The sequence below is a fragment of the Vibrio jasicida 090810c genome, assembly GCF_002887615.1.
Lineage (GTDB): Bacteria > Pseudomonadota > Gammaproteobacteria > Enterobacterales > Vibrionaceae > Vibrio > Vibrio jasicida.
In genome coordinates, this window is sequence record NZ_CP025792.1 from 2575261 (window position 1) to 2590484 (window position 15224).

General features: G+C 45.8%; 11 protein-coding genes. 8 read left to right on the top strand and 3 right to left on the bottom strand.

All coding sequences use genetic code 11. The features are described from left to right. Positions 1 to 57 precede the first annotated feature (57 nt). The 5 genes from fusA to C1S73_RS12340 all read left to right on the top strand — a co-directional run bounded on the left by fusA (position 58) and on the right by C1S73_RS12340 (position 6055). Positions 58 to 2157, top strand: a complete 2100-nt coding sequence (gene fusA, locus C1S73_RS12320; RefSeq protein ID WP_038871960.1) for an elongation factor G — start codon at positions 58 to 60, stop codon at positions 2155 to 2157. 151 nt (positions 2158 to 2308) lie between these two features. Beyond that, a complete protein-coding gene (gene tuf / locus C1S73_RS12325; protein WP_042605518.1) occupies positions 2309 to 3493 on the top strand; it encodes an elongation factor Tu in 1185 nt (394 codons plus the stop codon). A gap of 337 nt (positions 3494 to 3830) precedes the next feature. Then, positions 3831 to 4019 (top strand): (2Fe-2S)-binding protein, encoded by a 189-nt coding sequence (locus C1S73_RS12330; protein WP_038873712.1) that lies wholly within the window; start codon positions 3831 to 3833, stop codon positions 4017 to 4019. Positions 4020 to 4093: 74 nt separating this feature from the next. Next, the gene (bfr, locus tag C1S73_RS12335; protein WP_038873709.1) at positions 4094 to 4570 is read left to right on the top strand and encodes a bacterioferritin; all 477 of its coding nucleotides are present in this window, start codon (positions 4094 to 4096) and stop codon (positions 4568 to 4570) included. Positions 4571 to 4777: 207 nt separating this feature from the next. Then, complete coding sequence (locus C1S73_RS12340) at positions 4778 to 6055, top strand: malic enzyme-like NAD(P)-binding protein (RefSeq protein ID WP_038873706.1); 1278 nt, start codon at positions 4778 to 4780, stop codon at positions 6053 to 6055. Between the two features lie 107 nt (positions 6056 to 6162). Here C1S73_RS12340 and metJ read toward each other — a convergent pair whose 3' ends face one another. Beyond that, positions 6163 to 6483, bottom strand: a complete 321-nt coding sequence (metJ, locus tag C1S73_RS12345; RefSeq protein WP_038873704.1) for a met regulon transcriptional regulator MetJ — start codon at positions 6481 to 6483, stop codon at positions 6163 to 6165. A 229-nt stretch (positions 6484 to 6712) separates the two neighbouring features. On the opposite strand from metJ, the gene C1S73_RS12350 reads away from it, so the two are divergent. The 3 genes from C1S73_RS12350 to metF all read left to right on the top strand — a co-directional run bounded on the left by C1S73_RS12350 (position 6713) and on the right by metF (position 11474). After that, the gene (locus C1S73_RS12350) at positions 6713 to 7873 is read left to right on the top strand and encodes an O-succinylhomoserine (thiol)-lyase (protein WP_038873701.1); all 1161 of its coding nucleotides are present in this window, start codon (positions 6713 to 6715) and stop codon (positions 7871 to 7873) included. An 18-nt stretch (positions 7874 to 7891) separates the two neighbouring features. Further along, on the top strand, positions 7892 to 10300 hold the full coding sequence (locus C1S73_RS12355) for a bifunctional aspartate kinase/homoserine dehydrogenase II (RefSeq protein ID WP_038873699.1): 2409 nt from the start codon (positions 7892 to 7894) through the stop codon (positions 10298 to 10300). 271 nt (positions 10301 to 10571) lie between these two features. Further along, the gene (metF, locus tag C1S73_RS12360) at positions 10572 to 11474 is read left to right on the top strand and encodes a methylenetetrahydrofolate reductase (RefSeq protein WP_038873696.1); all 903 of its coding nucleotides are present in this window, start codon (positions 10572 to 10574) and stop codon (positions 11472 to 11474) included. A 70-nt stretch (positions 11475 to 11544) separates the two neighbouring features. Here metF and C1S73_RS12365 read toward each other — a convergent pair whose 3' ends face one another. Together C1S73_RS12365 and ppc are read right to left on the bottom strand one after the other, a co-directional pair. Next, positions 11545 to 12084, bottom strand: coding sequence for a PadR family transcriptional regulator (locus tag C1S73_RS12365; protein WP_038873693.1), 540 nt, complete (start codon positions 12082 to 12084; stop codon positions 11545 to 11547). A 438-nt stretch (positions 12085 to 12522) separates the two neighbouring features. Further along, entirely contained in the window at positions 12523 to 15156 is a 2634-nt protein-coding gene (gene ppc / locus C1S73_RS12370) for a phosphoenolpyruvate carboxylase (protein WP_038873715.1), read from the bottom strand. Between the last annotated feature and the right edge of the window lie 68 nt (positions 15157 to 15224).

The following is a 15224-nucleotide window of genomic DNA, read 5'->3' on the forward strand; positions in this document are numbered from 1 at the left end:
GGATAGCATTTTTAGCTATAGCAATAGTCCCTATCTCTAAGTTAAGAGGATTCAATCGTGGCTCGCAAAACTCCTATTGAGCGCTACCGTAATATCGGTATCTGTGCTCACGTAGATGCTGGTAAAACAACCACTACTGAACGTATTTTGTTCTACACTGGTCTGTCTCATAAAATCGGTGAAGTTCACGATGGCGCAGCAACCATGGACTGGATGGAGCAGGAGCAGGAACGTGGTATCACTATCACTTCAGCTGCAACTACTACTTTCTGGCGTGGTATGGAAGCACAATTCCAAGAGCACCGCGTTAACATCATCGACACCCCTGGACACGTTGACTTTACTATCGAAGTAGAGCGTTCTCTGCGCGTACTTGATGGTGCGGTTGTTGTGTTCTGTGGTTCATCTGGTGTTGAACCTCAGTCTGAAACTGTATGGCGTCAAGCTGACAAGTACCACGTTCCACGTATGGTATTTGTAAACAAGATGGACCGTGCAGGCGCAGATTTCCTACGTGTTGTGGACCAAATTAAAAACCGTCTTGGTGCGAATCCTGTTCCAATCCAGCTAAACGTTGGCGCGGAAGATGATTTCCGAGGTGTTATTGACCTTATCAAGATGAAAATGATCAACTGGAATGAAGCCGATCAAGGCATGTCGTTTACATACGACGAAATTCCAGCAGACATGCAAGAGCTAGCTGAAGAGTGGCGCAACAACCTAGTTGAAGCGGCAGCTGAAGCAACTGAAGAGCTAATGGACAAGTACCTTGAAGAGGGTGAACTGTCTGAAGCTGAGATCAAACAAGCTCTACGTACTCGTACACTAAACAACGAAATCGTACTGGCTACTTGTGGTAGTGCGTTCAAAAACAAAGGTGTTCAAGCAGTACTAGACGCAGTGATTGAATTCTTGCCATCGCCAGTTGATGTTCCTGCAATTAAAGGCATCGACGAAAGAGAGAACGAAGTTGAGCGTCACGCAGACGACAACGAACCGTTCTCAGCACTAGCATTCAAGATCGCGACTGACCCATTCGTGGGCACGCTAACTTTCATGCGCGTTTACTCAGGTGTTGTGAACTCAGGTGATGCAGTTTACAACTCAGTAAAAGACAAGAAAGAGCGTTTCGGTCGTATCGTACAGATGCATGCGAACAAGCGTGAAGAAGTTAAAGAAGTTCGCGCTGGTGATATCGCAGCTGCTATCGGTCTGAAAGACGTGACAACAGGTGACACGCTATGTGACCAGAATCACAAAGTGATTCTAGAGCGCATGGAGTTCCCTGATCCGGTAATTCAGATCGCGGTAGAGCCTCGCTCTGTTGCCGATCAAGAGAAGATGGGTATTGCACTAGGTAAACTAGCGGCAGAAGATCCATCATTCCGCGTAGAGACGGACGACGAAACAGGTCAGACACTGATCTCTGGTATGGGTGAGCTTCACCTAGATATCATCGTTGATCGTATGAAACGTGAATTCAGCGTTGACTGTAATGTTGGTAAACCTCAGGTTGCGTACCGTGAAACAATCCGTGGCAACGCGGAAGTTGAAGGTAAATTTGTACGTCAATCTGGTGGTCGTGGTCAGTATGGTCACGTATGGATCAAACTGGAGCCATCTGAACCTGGCGAAGGTTTTGTCTTTGTTGACGAAATTGTGGGTGGTGTTGTTCCTAAGGAATACATCAACTCGGTAGCGAAAGGTATCGAAGAGCAAATGAACAGCGGTGTTCTAGCGGGTTATCCTGTATTAGATATTAAAGCCACTCTGTTTGATGGTTCTTACCACGATGTTGACTCTAACGAGATGGCGTTTAAAATCGCTGGCTCGATGGCATTCAAGAAGGGTTCATTAGAAGCACAGCCTGTTCTTCTTGAGCCAATGATGAATGTTGAAGTAACTACTCCTGAAGATTGGATGGGTGATGTTGTTGGTGACCTTAACCGCCGTCGCGGTATGATCGAAGGTATGGACGATGGTGTGGCTGGTATTAAGATCATCCGCGCTCAAGTACCACTATCTGAGATGTTTGGTTACGCAACGGACCTACGTTCTGCAACTCAAGGCCGTGCGTCTTACTCTATGGAGTTTAACGAGTACGCTGAAGTACCGAAAAACTTCGCAGATAAAATCATTGCAGACCGTGGTTACTAATAGACGATTGAGCTAAAAAAGTTTACGACTTTTTGCTAGATCAAGCCGTCGAAATATTGCGCTAACAGACGTTGGCGCATAAAATAACAATTTCTGGCGCGTCGAGATCAATAATGATCACGGCGAATCATAACTAGGAAGGAACACGATTGTGTCTAAAGAAAAATTTGAACGTACGAAACCGCACGTTAACGTTGGTACTATCGGCCACGTTGACCACGGTAAAACAACTCTAACTGCAGCTATCTGTACTACTCTTGCTAAAGTTTACGGCGGTGTAGCTAAAGACTTCGCATCTATCGATAACGCTCCAGAAGAGCGTGAGCGCGGTATCACAATCGCAACTTCTCACGTTGAGTACGATACTCCAACTCGTCACTACGCACACGTAGACTGTCCAGGACACGCGGATTATGTTAAAAACATGATCACTGGTGCTGCACAGATGGACGGTGGTATCCTAGTTGTTGCTGCGACAGATGGTCCAATGCCACAAACTCGTGAGCACATCCTACTAGGCCGTCAGGTTGGTATCCCTTACATCATCGTATTCATGAACAAATGTGACATGGTTGATGATGAAGAGCTTCTAGAGCTAGTAGAAATGGAAGTTCGCGAACTTCTATCTGAGTACGATTTCCCAGGTGATGACCTACCAGTTATCCAAGGTTCTGCACTAGGCGCACTAAACGGCGAAGAGCAGTGGGAAGCTAAGATTGTTGAACTAGCAGAAGCGCTAGATTCATACATTCCTGAGCCAGAGCGTGCAGTAGATATGCCATTCCTAATGCCTATCGAAGACGTATTCTCAATCCAAGGTCGTGGTACAGTAGTAACTGGCCGTATCGAACGTGGTATCCTAAACGTAGGTGACGAAGTTGCTATCGTAGGTATCAAAGACACTACTACTACTACATGTACTGGTGTTGAAATGTTCCGTAAGCTTCTAGACGAAGGTCGTGCTGGTGAGAACGTTGGTGCACTTCTACGTGGTACTAAGCGTGACGAAGTTGAACGTGGTCAAGTACTAGCTAAGCCTGGTTCAATCACTCCACACACTAAGTTCGAGTCAGAAGTATACGTACTTTCTAAAGACGAAGGCGGCCGTCATACTCCGTTCTTCAAAGGCTACCGTCCACAGTTCTACTTCCGTACAACTGACGTAACTGGTGATATCTCTCTACCAGAAGGCGTAGAAATGGTAATGCCTGGCGACAACATCCAAATGGTTGTTGAACTAATCGCTCCTATCGCAATGGACGAAGGTCTACGTTTCGCTATCCGTGAAGGTGGCCGTACTGTAGGTGCTGGTGTTGTTGCTAAGATCTTTGCATAATTCTTAACGAATTGAGCAAAATCTTGCACTCTTCTTCTTCTTGAAGAAAGCGCTAGAAAAAGGGAAGCTAAGGCTTCCCTTTTTTATATCTGCTATTCCTCTTTTCAATATGGTTATAAGCCAGTCATTCTTAGTCATGCGTTTTGTTTATGAAAAACATGACCTTATTTTTACCTAACTTCCTCTTCTTTTTTAGTACCCCTCTAAGTCACTGAAAGCCGCCAAAATCGTTCAAATCGTTATAACAAAACGTTCTGTAATTCGCTTTAATACAACTGGTAACAAGAACGATTCTTGTTTATATTTCATTCCATAGTGAAATTTAAAGGTAGTGAATATGTACGTTTGTCTTTGCCATGGCGTCTCTGACAAGAAAATTAGGAAGTTGGCGATAGATGAAGGCGTAACAGATATAAAAGGAATTAAAAGATGTACGGCATTGGGAAGTCAATGCGGCAAGTGCATCAAGCAAGCGAAAGAAATTTTAGCTGAAACTGAATACCTAATGCTGAAACAAGCTAGCTAAATATTAGCTGAGCCTTTTTGACACCTTCTCATTTGCTTCTACATTTAAATGAAGCCAAAGAGGAGGGCTTTGCCATGAAAGGCGATCCAATCATTATTCAACATCTCAATAAGATACTCGGTAACGAGCTCGTCGCGATCAACCAATATTTTCTGCATGCCCGTATGTATAAAGACTGGGGATTAAAGCATCTCGCAGATAAGGAATACCACGAGTCGATCGATGAAATGAAACATGCTGATCACTTGATCGAGCGTATTCTGTTCCTTGAGGGGTTACCTAATTTACAAGACCTCGGCAAACTTATGATCGGTGAAGATACCAAAGAAATGCTTGAGTGTGACCTTAAACTTGAGATGGCCGCCATTCCAGATTTGAAAGATGCCATCGCTTACGCTGAGGATATTCGCGATTATGTCTCTAGAGATCTGTTTCAAGATATTCTTGAAGACGAAGAAGAGCACGTTGACTGGCTTGAGACTCAACTCGGTTTGATCCAGATGTCAGGTATAGAAAATTACCTACAAGCACAATATGTCGATGAAGAGTGAGATTATATTTCGCTGTTTTCCTATCCAAACCAAGTGATAAAAAGAGCACCTGACCTGTAAGCAGGGTGCTCATCACTAATATCTGGTCTAATCTCTTTTATTATCGGCCCTTTTAAGGATATCGCTCGCAATCTAGCCTATGAAGTTTGACTTCTATCCTTTAGAATTTATTCCCCCTTACCGAAAAATAACAAAGAGAAACGATCCATGTCTGAAGACAATCGCCAAGAAGTCACCCCAGAAGAAGAACGCCGCCAACAAGCATTGGATTACCATGCATATCCAACCCCAGGAAAAATTGCCGTAGAGCTAACTAAGCCTGCTGAAACTGCAAATGACCTTGCTCTTGCATACAGCCCTGGTGTTGCAGAACCTGTACGTGAAATCGCACAGAACGCTGACAACGTGTATAAGTACACAGCGAAGGGCAACATGGTTGCGGTTATTTCTAACGGCACGGCTATTCTTGGTCTTGGTAATCTTGGCCCGCTGGCTTCTAAACCAGTAATGGAAGGTAAAGCGCTATTGTTCAAACGCTTTGCTGGTTTAGACTCAATTGATATCGAAGTAAAACACCGCACGATCGATGAATTTGTCGACACAGTAGCAAACATTGCTGATACATTCGGTGGTATCAACCTAGAAGATATCAAAGCACCAGATTGTTTTGAGATTGAAAAGCGTCTGATTGAGCGCTGTGACGTGCCAGTATTCCATGACGATCAACACGGTACAGCGATCGTAACGGCAGCAGGTATGTTGAATGCAATCGAGCTGCAAGGTAAGAAGCTCGAAGACTCAACGATTGTTTGTTTAGGCGCGGGTGCGGCGGCAGTCGCGTGTATGGAGCTGTTGATCAAATGTGGCGCGATGCGCGAGAAGATCTACATGCTGGATCGTAAAGGGGTGATCCACACGCGTCGTGATGATCTCAATGAATACAAACAGCTGTTTGCTAACAACACAGATAAGCGCACGTTGGAAGATGTGATTGAAGGTGCAGATCTTTTCTTGGGTGTATCGGGTCCAAATCTACTACCTGCAGAAGCATTGAAGCTCATGGCAGACAAGCCAGTTGTGTTCGCATGTTCAAACCCAGATCCAGAAATCAAACCTGAATTGGCTCACGAAGTGCGTGATGACTTGATCATGGGTACAGGTCGCAGTGACTACCCGAACCAAGTAAACAACGTATTGTGTTTCCCATTCATCTTCCGTGGCGCATTGGATGTTCGTGCAAGCGAGATCAATGATGAAATGAAACTGGCTGCGGTTGACGCGATTCGTGAATTGGCGAAAGAGCCAGTACCGGAAGCGGTATTAAAAGCAGCTGGCGTCGATAAGCTAGAGTTCGGAACTGACTACATCATTCCAAAGCCAATGGATTCACGCCTACTACCACGCGTGGCAAAAGCGGTGGCTCAAGCTGCGGTTGACTCTGGTGTGGCACGTATTGAAATGCCAGAGAATTACATGGCTCAATAGTGGTAAAGTAAAATTTAAAAATAAAAAAGGGACGCGAGAGCGTCCCTTTTTTTGTTCTTGGAAACCGTCCCCAGCACAGCTTCTATCATCGACGAATTTGTAAGCAATTATTCTTCGTCGAATGCTTCGAATTCGATTCCCATCGCTGTCATGATTGCTTTTGCTTCGGTAGGAATATCGTCTGGACGGTCTTTACGCAAATCTTCATCAGTTGGCAGTGGTTGACCTGTGTAAGCGTGTAGGAACGCTTCACACAGTAGTTCACTGTTAGTCGCATGGCGTAAGTTGTTGATCTGGCGGCGTGTTCGCTCATCAGTCAGCACTTTTAAAACTTTTAGCGGGATTGAGACGGTAATCTTTTTCACTTGTTCGCTTTTTTTACCGTGCTCAGCATACGGGCTAATGTATTCGCCATTCCAGTCAGCCATTGCGCACCTTCATTAATGTAATAAGTTAGAAAAATAAATATAGGTGCTGATTTTAGCTGCATTTACTGCCATAAGCAAAGACATATGGACGTCTAGAAGTGTTGACGTCTCATTTTTAGACAAGTAAAGTGAGGTTAATAGTTAGGGAAGAGTGTTAATCAATTGAGCAATACAAGCTAGATATAGCGCATTCCCATTTAGATGTCACCACCCGTGAAAGGATACACCCATGAGCACCCGTAAGCCTGCGACCATTGCTGTACGCACTGGTATCGAGTCAGACAGCCAATACAACGCTGTTGTACCACCTATTTACCTTTCTACTAACTATGGCTTCCCTGCATTCGGTGAAGTGCCTCAATACGATTATACCCGTTCTGGTAACCCTAACCGAGGCTTACTAGAGCAAGCATTGTACGAGCTTGAATCAGGCAAAGGAGCGGTTGTCACTAACTGTGGTACATCAGCATTAAACCTTTGGGTATCGACGTTTCTTGGTCCTGATGATCTAATTGTAGCGCCGCACGATTGCTACGGCGGTACCTATCGTCTTTTCAATACTCGTGCGAACAAGGGTGATTTTAAAGTGCAGTTTGTCGATCAGTCGGATCAGCAAGCTCTTGATGCGGCGATTGCGAAAAAACCAAAGCTTATCTTGCTAGAAACACCGTCAAACCCGCTTGTGCGCGTGGTCGATATTGCCGCTGTGTGTGAAAAGGCAAAACAAGTCGGTGCACTGGTTGCCGTGGACAATACCTTTTTGACACCTGTGTACCAAAAGCCTTTGGAGCTAGGTGCGGATTTTGTTATCCACTCTACGACGAAATACATTAACGGTCACTCCGACGTTATTGGTGGTGTGGTGATCACTAAGAGTGAAGAGCATGCAGAAGAGCTGGCGTGGTGGGGCAATTGCATTGGGGCGACGGGAACACCATTCGACAGTTACATGACATTAAGAGGAATTCGTACGCTGGGTGCGCGAATGCGAGTTCATGAAGAAAGTTCTCAAGATGTACTTGCTTACTTACAGACTCAATCGTTAGTTGCACAGATTTATCACCCAAGTTTGCCAGAGCATCCTGGACATGACATCGCCAAGAAGCAGCAATCCGGTTTTGGCTCTATGTTGAGCTTCGAATTCGCAGGATCATTTGAACAGCTCAAAGTGTTTGTAAAAGAGCTGGAATTGTTTTCGTTAGCAGAGTCCTTGGGTGGGGTTGAAAGCTTGATTTGTCATCCAGCATCGATGACACATCGCGCGATGGGGGAAGCGGCATTAGCTGAAGCTGGTGTTTCTCAACAGTTACTGCGCTTATCCGTTGGTCTTGAAGATGCACAGGATTTGATCGCCGATCTTGAGCAAGCATTTTTAAAAGCAGCACAGTAATCGGGAGAGAGAAAAGTCATGAGTGTACAACGTCAGCTGCATAAATTTGGCGGCAGCAGTTTAGCCAACCCCGAATGCTATTTACGTGTGGTTGAAATACTAAAAGAGTATTCAGCCGAAAATGATTTAGTCGTGGTGTCTGCGGCAGGGAAAACCACCAATCGCTTGATCGAGTTTCTTGAAGGTTTAGATAAAGACGGTCGTGTTGCGCATGAAGCATTACAAAGCTTGAGACACTTCCAAACTGAATTGGTAGAAGCTTTGTTAACAGGTGAGGCACAGACGCAACTGCTTGCTTCCCTTCAAGATGAATTCAGTACTCTAGCAGAGTTAACGGCTCCGTTAACAGAAGCTCAAAAAGCCGCAGTGCTTGGACATGGTGAGGTATGGTCTTCACGCTTACTTGCTGCATTGCTGTCGCAGCAGAGTTTGCCAGCGGTTGCACAAGACTCTCGTACCTTTTTACGTGCAGAAGTAGGTACACAGCCAGAAGTCGACCGCGCTCGTTCTTACGCTCTAATTAAAGAAGCATTAGCACAACATAATCATCAGCGAGTGATTATCACAGGGTTTATGGCACAGAATGAGGCGGGAGAGACAGTACTGTTAGGCCGTAATGGTTCTGATTACTCGGCTACGGTCATTGGTGCACTGGCAGAAGCTAGTACTGTTACTATTTGGAGTGATGTCGCAGGTGTGTATAGTGCGGATCCACGTTTAGTCTCTGATGCATGCTTGTTGCCCCTACTGCGTTTAGATGAAGCAAGTGAACTTGCTCGCTTAGCTGCTCCAGTATTGCACAGTCGCACGCTTCAACCTGTTGCTCAAAGTACGATGGATTTGAACCTCAAATGCAGCTATCAACCGGAGTCTGGCTCAACCCGAATTGAGCGTGTATTAGCATCTGGTCGTGGCGCTAAAATCATTACCTCTCTTGATGAAGTGTTACTCGTGCAACTTTCATTTGTGCATGGTCATGATTTTGAGCGAGCGCAGAAAGAAGTGTTGCAAGCGTTAAAGCGCGCTCAATTAGAGCCACTAGCATTTGAAGCGCAAGAAGACCAACAAACATTGCGCTTAGCGTACACGTCCGAGATAGCCGGTGGTGCATTGGCTTACCTTCAAGAGTTGGCGGTTGAAGCTGAAATTAAACTGAAAGAGGGTTACTCACTGCTCGCAGCGGTAGGTGCAGGGGTCACGAAAAACGCCAATCATTGCTTTGGTTTTTATCAGCAGTTAAAAGACTCTCCGGTTGAATTTATCTCAGAGGCACAATCAGGGCTGAGTCTCGTCGCAGTATTACGCCGAGCCGAAGTGGAAGAGTTAGTACAAAGTATTCATAGTCAGCTGTTTCAAGCGCAAAAGCGCGTAGCGGTTGCCTTGTGTGGTAAAGGTAATATTGGTTCAAGTTGGTTATCATTGTTCGCAGAGCAAAAAGAAGAGCTCGAAAAACGCCACGGCATGAGCTTTGATTTAGTGGCGGTGGTAGATAGCCAAACTTACTGGTTTGATGAAAACGGGATTGATGCAGCAACGGTTGCTCAGCGCTTTGATGATGAAAGCATAGAGAATGATAGCAATTGGCTAACTAAGCTCGGTGCGATTCAAAACTTCGACGAAGCGGTGGTACTGGATGTCACTGCGAGTAAAGATCTGGCGGCACGTTATGTAGAAATTGCACAGCAAGGTATTCATCTTATCTCGGCGAACAAGGTGGCAGGTTCAGCTGATAGTCAGTATTACCATCAAGTACAAGATGCTTTCGCCAAGATTGGCCGTCATTGGCTATACAACGCGACGGTTGGTGCGGGGCTACCAATAAATCACACCGTTCGAGATTTGCGTGAAAGCGGTGACGAGATTGTCGCACTGTCGGGTATCTTCTCAGGTACGCTATCTTGGCTATTCCAACAATTTGATGGTTCGGTACCATTTACTGAACTAGTCGACTTAGCATGGCAGCAAGGTTTGACTGAGCCCGATCCTCGCTCAGATTTAGATGGTTCTGATGTGATGCGAAAGTTGGTTATCTTAGCTCGTGAGTCTGGTTTGGATATTGAACCTGAAAGTGTGAAGGTCGAATCGTTGGTACCAGAAGAGTTGCGAGATTTGAGCCTAGACGCTTTCTTTGACCAAGGTGATACCTTAAGTGAAATCCTGCAAGAGCGCCTAACTAAAGCTCAAAGAAACGACCAAGTGCTACGTTATGTCGCCCGTCTCGAGCGTAACGGTAAAGCAACGGTAGGAGTTGAGGCACTATCACGAGAGCATGCTTTAGCGAACTTACTACCGTGTGACAACATTTTCGCAATTGAGAGTAAATGGTACAAAGACAACCCATTAGTGATTCGTGGTCCAGGCGCAGGACGTGAAGTGACGGCCGGTGCGATTCAATCTGATCTTAATCGCCTAGCTGGCTTATTCTAAATCTTACTAAGTCCAATTTTGCGAACTACCACAAAACCTCGGATGGCTTCCGGGGTTTTTTATTGTCTTGATAACGCCATACTGAATCACAGAGTTAGGCGATGAGGTTGTCACTTAGGAACTTGAACTATCCTAATTATTAACTTGAGAAAAATTCATAATCACAAGGTTGACATTAAATCGTATTCAATACATTCTGGAGACATATAGACGTCTAAACGTCGATTTAAGGATTTTGATTTCGTGGTGGAGTTGCCACAGGGAGAGTAAGATGGGATACACACATGCAGGGCATATTGATGCCTTAAACCAGAATATCGCTGAACTATCAGACAATATCAACGTCTCATTTGAGTTTTTCCCACCAAGCAGTGAAAAGATGGAAGAAACACTGTGGAACTCAGTGCACCGCCTTAAAACTCTTCAACCGAAATTCGTTTCTGTTACTTATGGCGCAAATTCAGGCGAGCGTGACAGAACCCACTCTATCATCAAAGAAATCAAAGCAGCGACGGGTCTTGTTGCTGCGCCTCACCTAACGTGTATCGACGCAACTCGTGATGAATTGATCGACATTGCTGACGATTACTGGAATAACGGTATCAAGAACATTGTTGCGCTGCGCGGTGATATTCCACCAGGTGGTGGTGCGCCAGATATGTATGCGTCAGACTTGGTAGAGCTGCTTAAAGCACGCCATGATTTTGATATCTCAGTGGCAGCATTCCCAGAAGTACACCCAGAAGCGAAAAGCGCACAATCGGATCTGCTTAACTTAAAGCGTAAGGTTGAAGCAGGGGCAAACCGTGCAATTACCCAATTCTTCTTTGATGTGGAATCTTACCTACGCTTCCGTGATCGCTGTGTAGCGGCAGGGATTGATGTAGAAATCGTTCCGGGGATCTTGCCTGTATCAAACTTCAAACAAGCGTCTCGCTTTGCGGCGCAGAACAACGTGAAAGTGCCGGGTTGGATGAGCAAACAGTTTGAAGGTTTGGATGATGATCCTGTGACGCGTCAGCTTGTTGGTGCTAGCCAAGCGATTGATATGGTGCGTGTCTTAAGCCGTGAAGGCGTGAAGGACTTTCACTTCTACACACTTAACCGTGCAGAGATGACTTATGCACTATGCCACACGCTCGGTGTTCGCCCACAAGTCGCAGTAGGCGCTTAATACGTTTTCCCCAGATAGACAAAAGGCTTGCCCATCGGCAAGCCTTTTTCGTTTTATTCAAAGCGACGAATTAGCCAATCACTTCAAGTTCTGTTAGCACTTCTTCTGCCCAGTTAATCCACGCTTCACGTAGCATTAAGTTACGACGAAGTGTTAGACGCTCTAGTCGTGCTTGTTTGTCTAGTGTTGATGGTGTTGCGTAGTACGCGGCTTCAATCTCTTTGTAATGAGAAACCAGTTTACGAGACTCTTCCACAAGTTCAGAAAGTTGGTCACGAAACGGTGTCGCAGGTTGCACTGCACAAGCCATTAGCTTAGCAGAGAACTCATCACGTACTGTTGGGTGTGCTGTTGGTTGATCGAACCACTCACCTAATGCGCCACGGCCAGCGTCAGTAATTGAGTAAACCTTACGGTCAGGTTTGCCTTCTTGCGGTTCAAGTACGCAAGTAACCAGCTCTTTCTCAGCCATTTTGTTTAGTTCACGGTAAACTTGTTGGTGACTTGCTTTCCAGAAGTAACCGATGCTAGCTGAGAATTCTTTAGTGATGTCGTAACCGGTTGCGTCGCGAGTGCTAAGAACAGTTAAAATTACGTGTGGTAATGACATGTCTTCAATCCAAATGGTCAATAAACTTGTAAACAAGCTACTTACACTTTCATTTGCGCTCTTTCTGACGCTTGAGTTTTTTATGTGTAAATAGCACCAACAATGTTGGTCCTGTCACCTTAAAGCCGTTTATCACCTAGAGTGATGGGTGTTTCCATCGAGCTGGAGCCTATTTGATTGGATTTGTGAGCTTCCAGCAGGCAAGTAGTATATAAATAATAAGCATGAAGTGGAATAGTAGGACAAAATTACCCAAAAAAACTAATAAAATACTCAATAGTGTTTTTGTGTAGTGTTTTATGTTGTTTGGTGGGGACTTTTTGTTTTTTTCTTGGATTAAATGTCTGGTTGCGTATTGCTCAAATAGTAGAAGTGATTGGTTAGTAGTAACAAAGGCTGAGTATTAACTCAGCCTTTGGTTCTTTATGCGTAGCTTGGTTAGCCTGTGTTACGCATACCAGCTGCAATACCTGCAATGGTTACCATCAGTGCTTCTTCTAAGTTTGCAGAAGATTCTTCAGTCTGGCGAGTACGGTACAGCAATTCAGCTTGAAGCATGTTCAATGGCTCTACGTAGATGTTACGTAGGCGAATGGATTCTAGTCCCCAAGGATCACTTTGCATCAAGTTCTCGTTGTTTTCTACGTTCAGGACAGACTTAATGTCCTGTTGAAGTTGATCTCGTAAGCGATCACCCAGCGGTTGAAGCTGCTCCTCAACTAAGCGCTGATCATAGTAACGAGAGATATCCATGTTGCACTTGGTGTACACCATCTCAAGCATACCTAGGCGAGTCGAGAAGAATGGCCATTCACGACACATTTCTTCCAGTAGTGCCTGATGGCCTTTGTCTACTGAGTATTGAATCGCTTCACCAGCCCCTAGCCATGCTGGAAGAACCAAACGGTTTTGGCTCCAAGAGAAGATCCAAGGAATCGCACGCAAACTTTCCACGCCACCGTTCGGGTTACGTTTTGCAGGGCGAGAACCTAGAGGCAGTTTACCTAGCTCAAGTTCAGGTGTTGCTTGGCGGAAGTAAGGCACGAAGTCTGGCTCACCACGAACGACGCTACGGTAGGCTTCACAGCTCACCTCGGACAGCACATCCATTAAGTCACGCCACTCTTGTTTAGGCTCTGGTGGCGGCAGTAGGTTCGCTTCTAGGATTGCACTTGCATACAAGTTGAAGCTGTTGACTGCGACATCAGGTAGACCTAGCTTAAAGCGGATCATCTCACCTTGTTCGGTTACGCGCAGACCGCCTTTCAGGCTCTTAGGTGGTTGAGATAGTAGTGCAGCGTGAGCCGGCGCGCCACCACGACCAATTGTACCGCCGCGACCGTGGAATAGTGTGAGTTCAACGCCTTCTTCTTCTGCAACCTTAACCAGTGAGTCCATCGCATGGTATTGCGCCCAACCTGCTGACATTACGCCTGCATCTTTTGCAGAGTCAGAGTAGCCAATCATCACCATTTGGTGGTTTTGGATAAAGCCGCGGTATAGATCAATGCCCATCAGCTGCTTGATTACCGCTTCTGCGTTGTTCAAATCGTCTAGTGTTTCGAACAGTGGACATACGTCCATGCGGTAAGGGCACCCCGCTTCTTGTAGCAGTAGATGCACGGCAAGTACGTCAGAAGCGGTACGTGCCATTGAGATAACGTAAGCACCAAACGCTTCGCGAGGTTGTGCTGCCACAATCTTACAGGTATCCAAAACCTCTTTAACTGGCTCTGATGGCTCCCAGTCGCGAGGTAGAAGAGGGCGCTTAGATGCAAGTTCGTTGGTTAAGAAAGCAATCTTGTCTTGCTCGCTCCACTGCTCATAGTCGCCAATGCCTAGGTAACGAGTCAATTCAGAAAGCACATCAGCATGACGAGTACTTTCTTGACGAATATCGAGACGAACTAGGTGGATACCGAAGGCTTTAACGCGGCGCAGCGTATCCAGCAGTGAGCCGTTGGCAATCACGCCCATGCCACATTCGTTTAGCGATTGGTAACACGCGTAAAGTGGTTCCCAAAGCTGCTCTACTTTTTGCAGAGGTGCTTTGACTGCCAATTTCTGGCCGTGAACTTTCGCGTCTAGAATGTCTTTAGTTTCGTTCAATAGTGAGCGAAGTTGTTTCAGAATCGCACGGTATGGTTCGTGTTGATCTTCACCTGCAAGCTCACGAACTTTATCGTTGCACACTGTCATTGACAGTTCGCTGATCAGTTCGTTGATGTCGTTAAGATATAGGTCAGCTGCTTTCCAGCGAGATAGAAGCAGTACTTCACGAGTCACGCTGTGGGTTACAAATGGGTTACCGTCGCGGTCACCACCCATCCAAGAAGAGAAGTGCACTGGGCGAGCATCAATTGGCAGACCTTCGCCAAGGTAAGATTTCAGGCGGTCGTTCATTTCACGTAAGAAGTCAGGTACGGCTTCCCATAGTGAGTTTTCGACCACTGCAAAGCCCCATTTAGCTTCATCAAGCGGTGTCGGGCGCTGCTGACGGATAACGTCAGAGTGCCAGCTTTGAACGATAAGTTGCTCAAGGCGACGTTCAGTTTTCTTACGCTCTTTGAAAGAGAGATCGCTCAGCTCAAGCTTAGATAGACACTCGTTGATCTTCACCAGCTTATTGATCATGGTTCGACGAGTGATTTCGGTCGGGTGCGCAGTTAGAACCAATTCAATGTTCAGGTCGCGAACCGCTTGTGCCGTGTCTAGCTTGCTCACATCATTTTGCACCAGCTTTGAGAACAGCGAGTTAATTGCGTCAGGTTCGCAGATATGCTCTTCACAATGGCGTGAAATGGTGTGGTATTGCTCAGCAATATTGGTCAGGTTTAGAAATTGGTTGAACGCGCGGGTCACGGGCGTCAATTGCTCATCTGGCAAGCTTTTAATCTCTTCGATTAAGCTGTCTCTGTCAGCATTATTTCCAGCTTGAGCCGATTTGGATAATTTACGAATGGTTTCCACTTTCTCGAAGATTTCTTCGCCGTGGGCATCGCGAATTGTGTTGCCCAGTAAGTGGCCCAGCATGCGCACATTGCTTTTGAGTGCGGCGTATTTCTCGTTCATTGTCATCCTGCCTCGTAAAAAAACTACATCCATTGTCCTTGTTAAGACTCCAATCTAGCGAAAAGCAC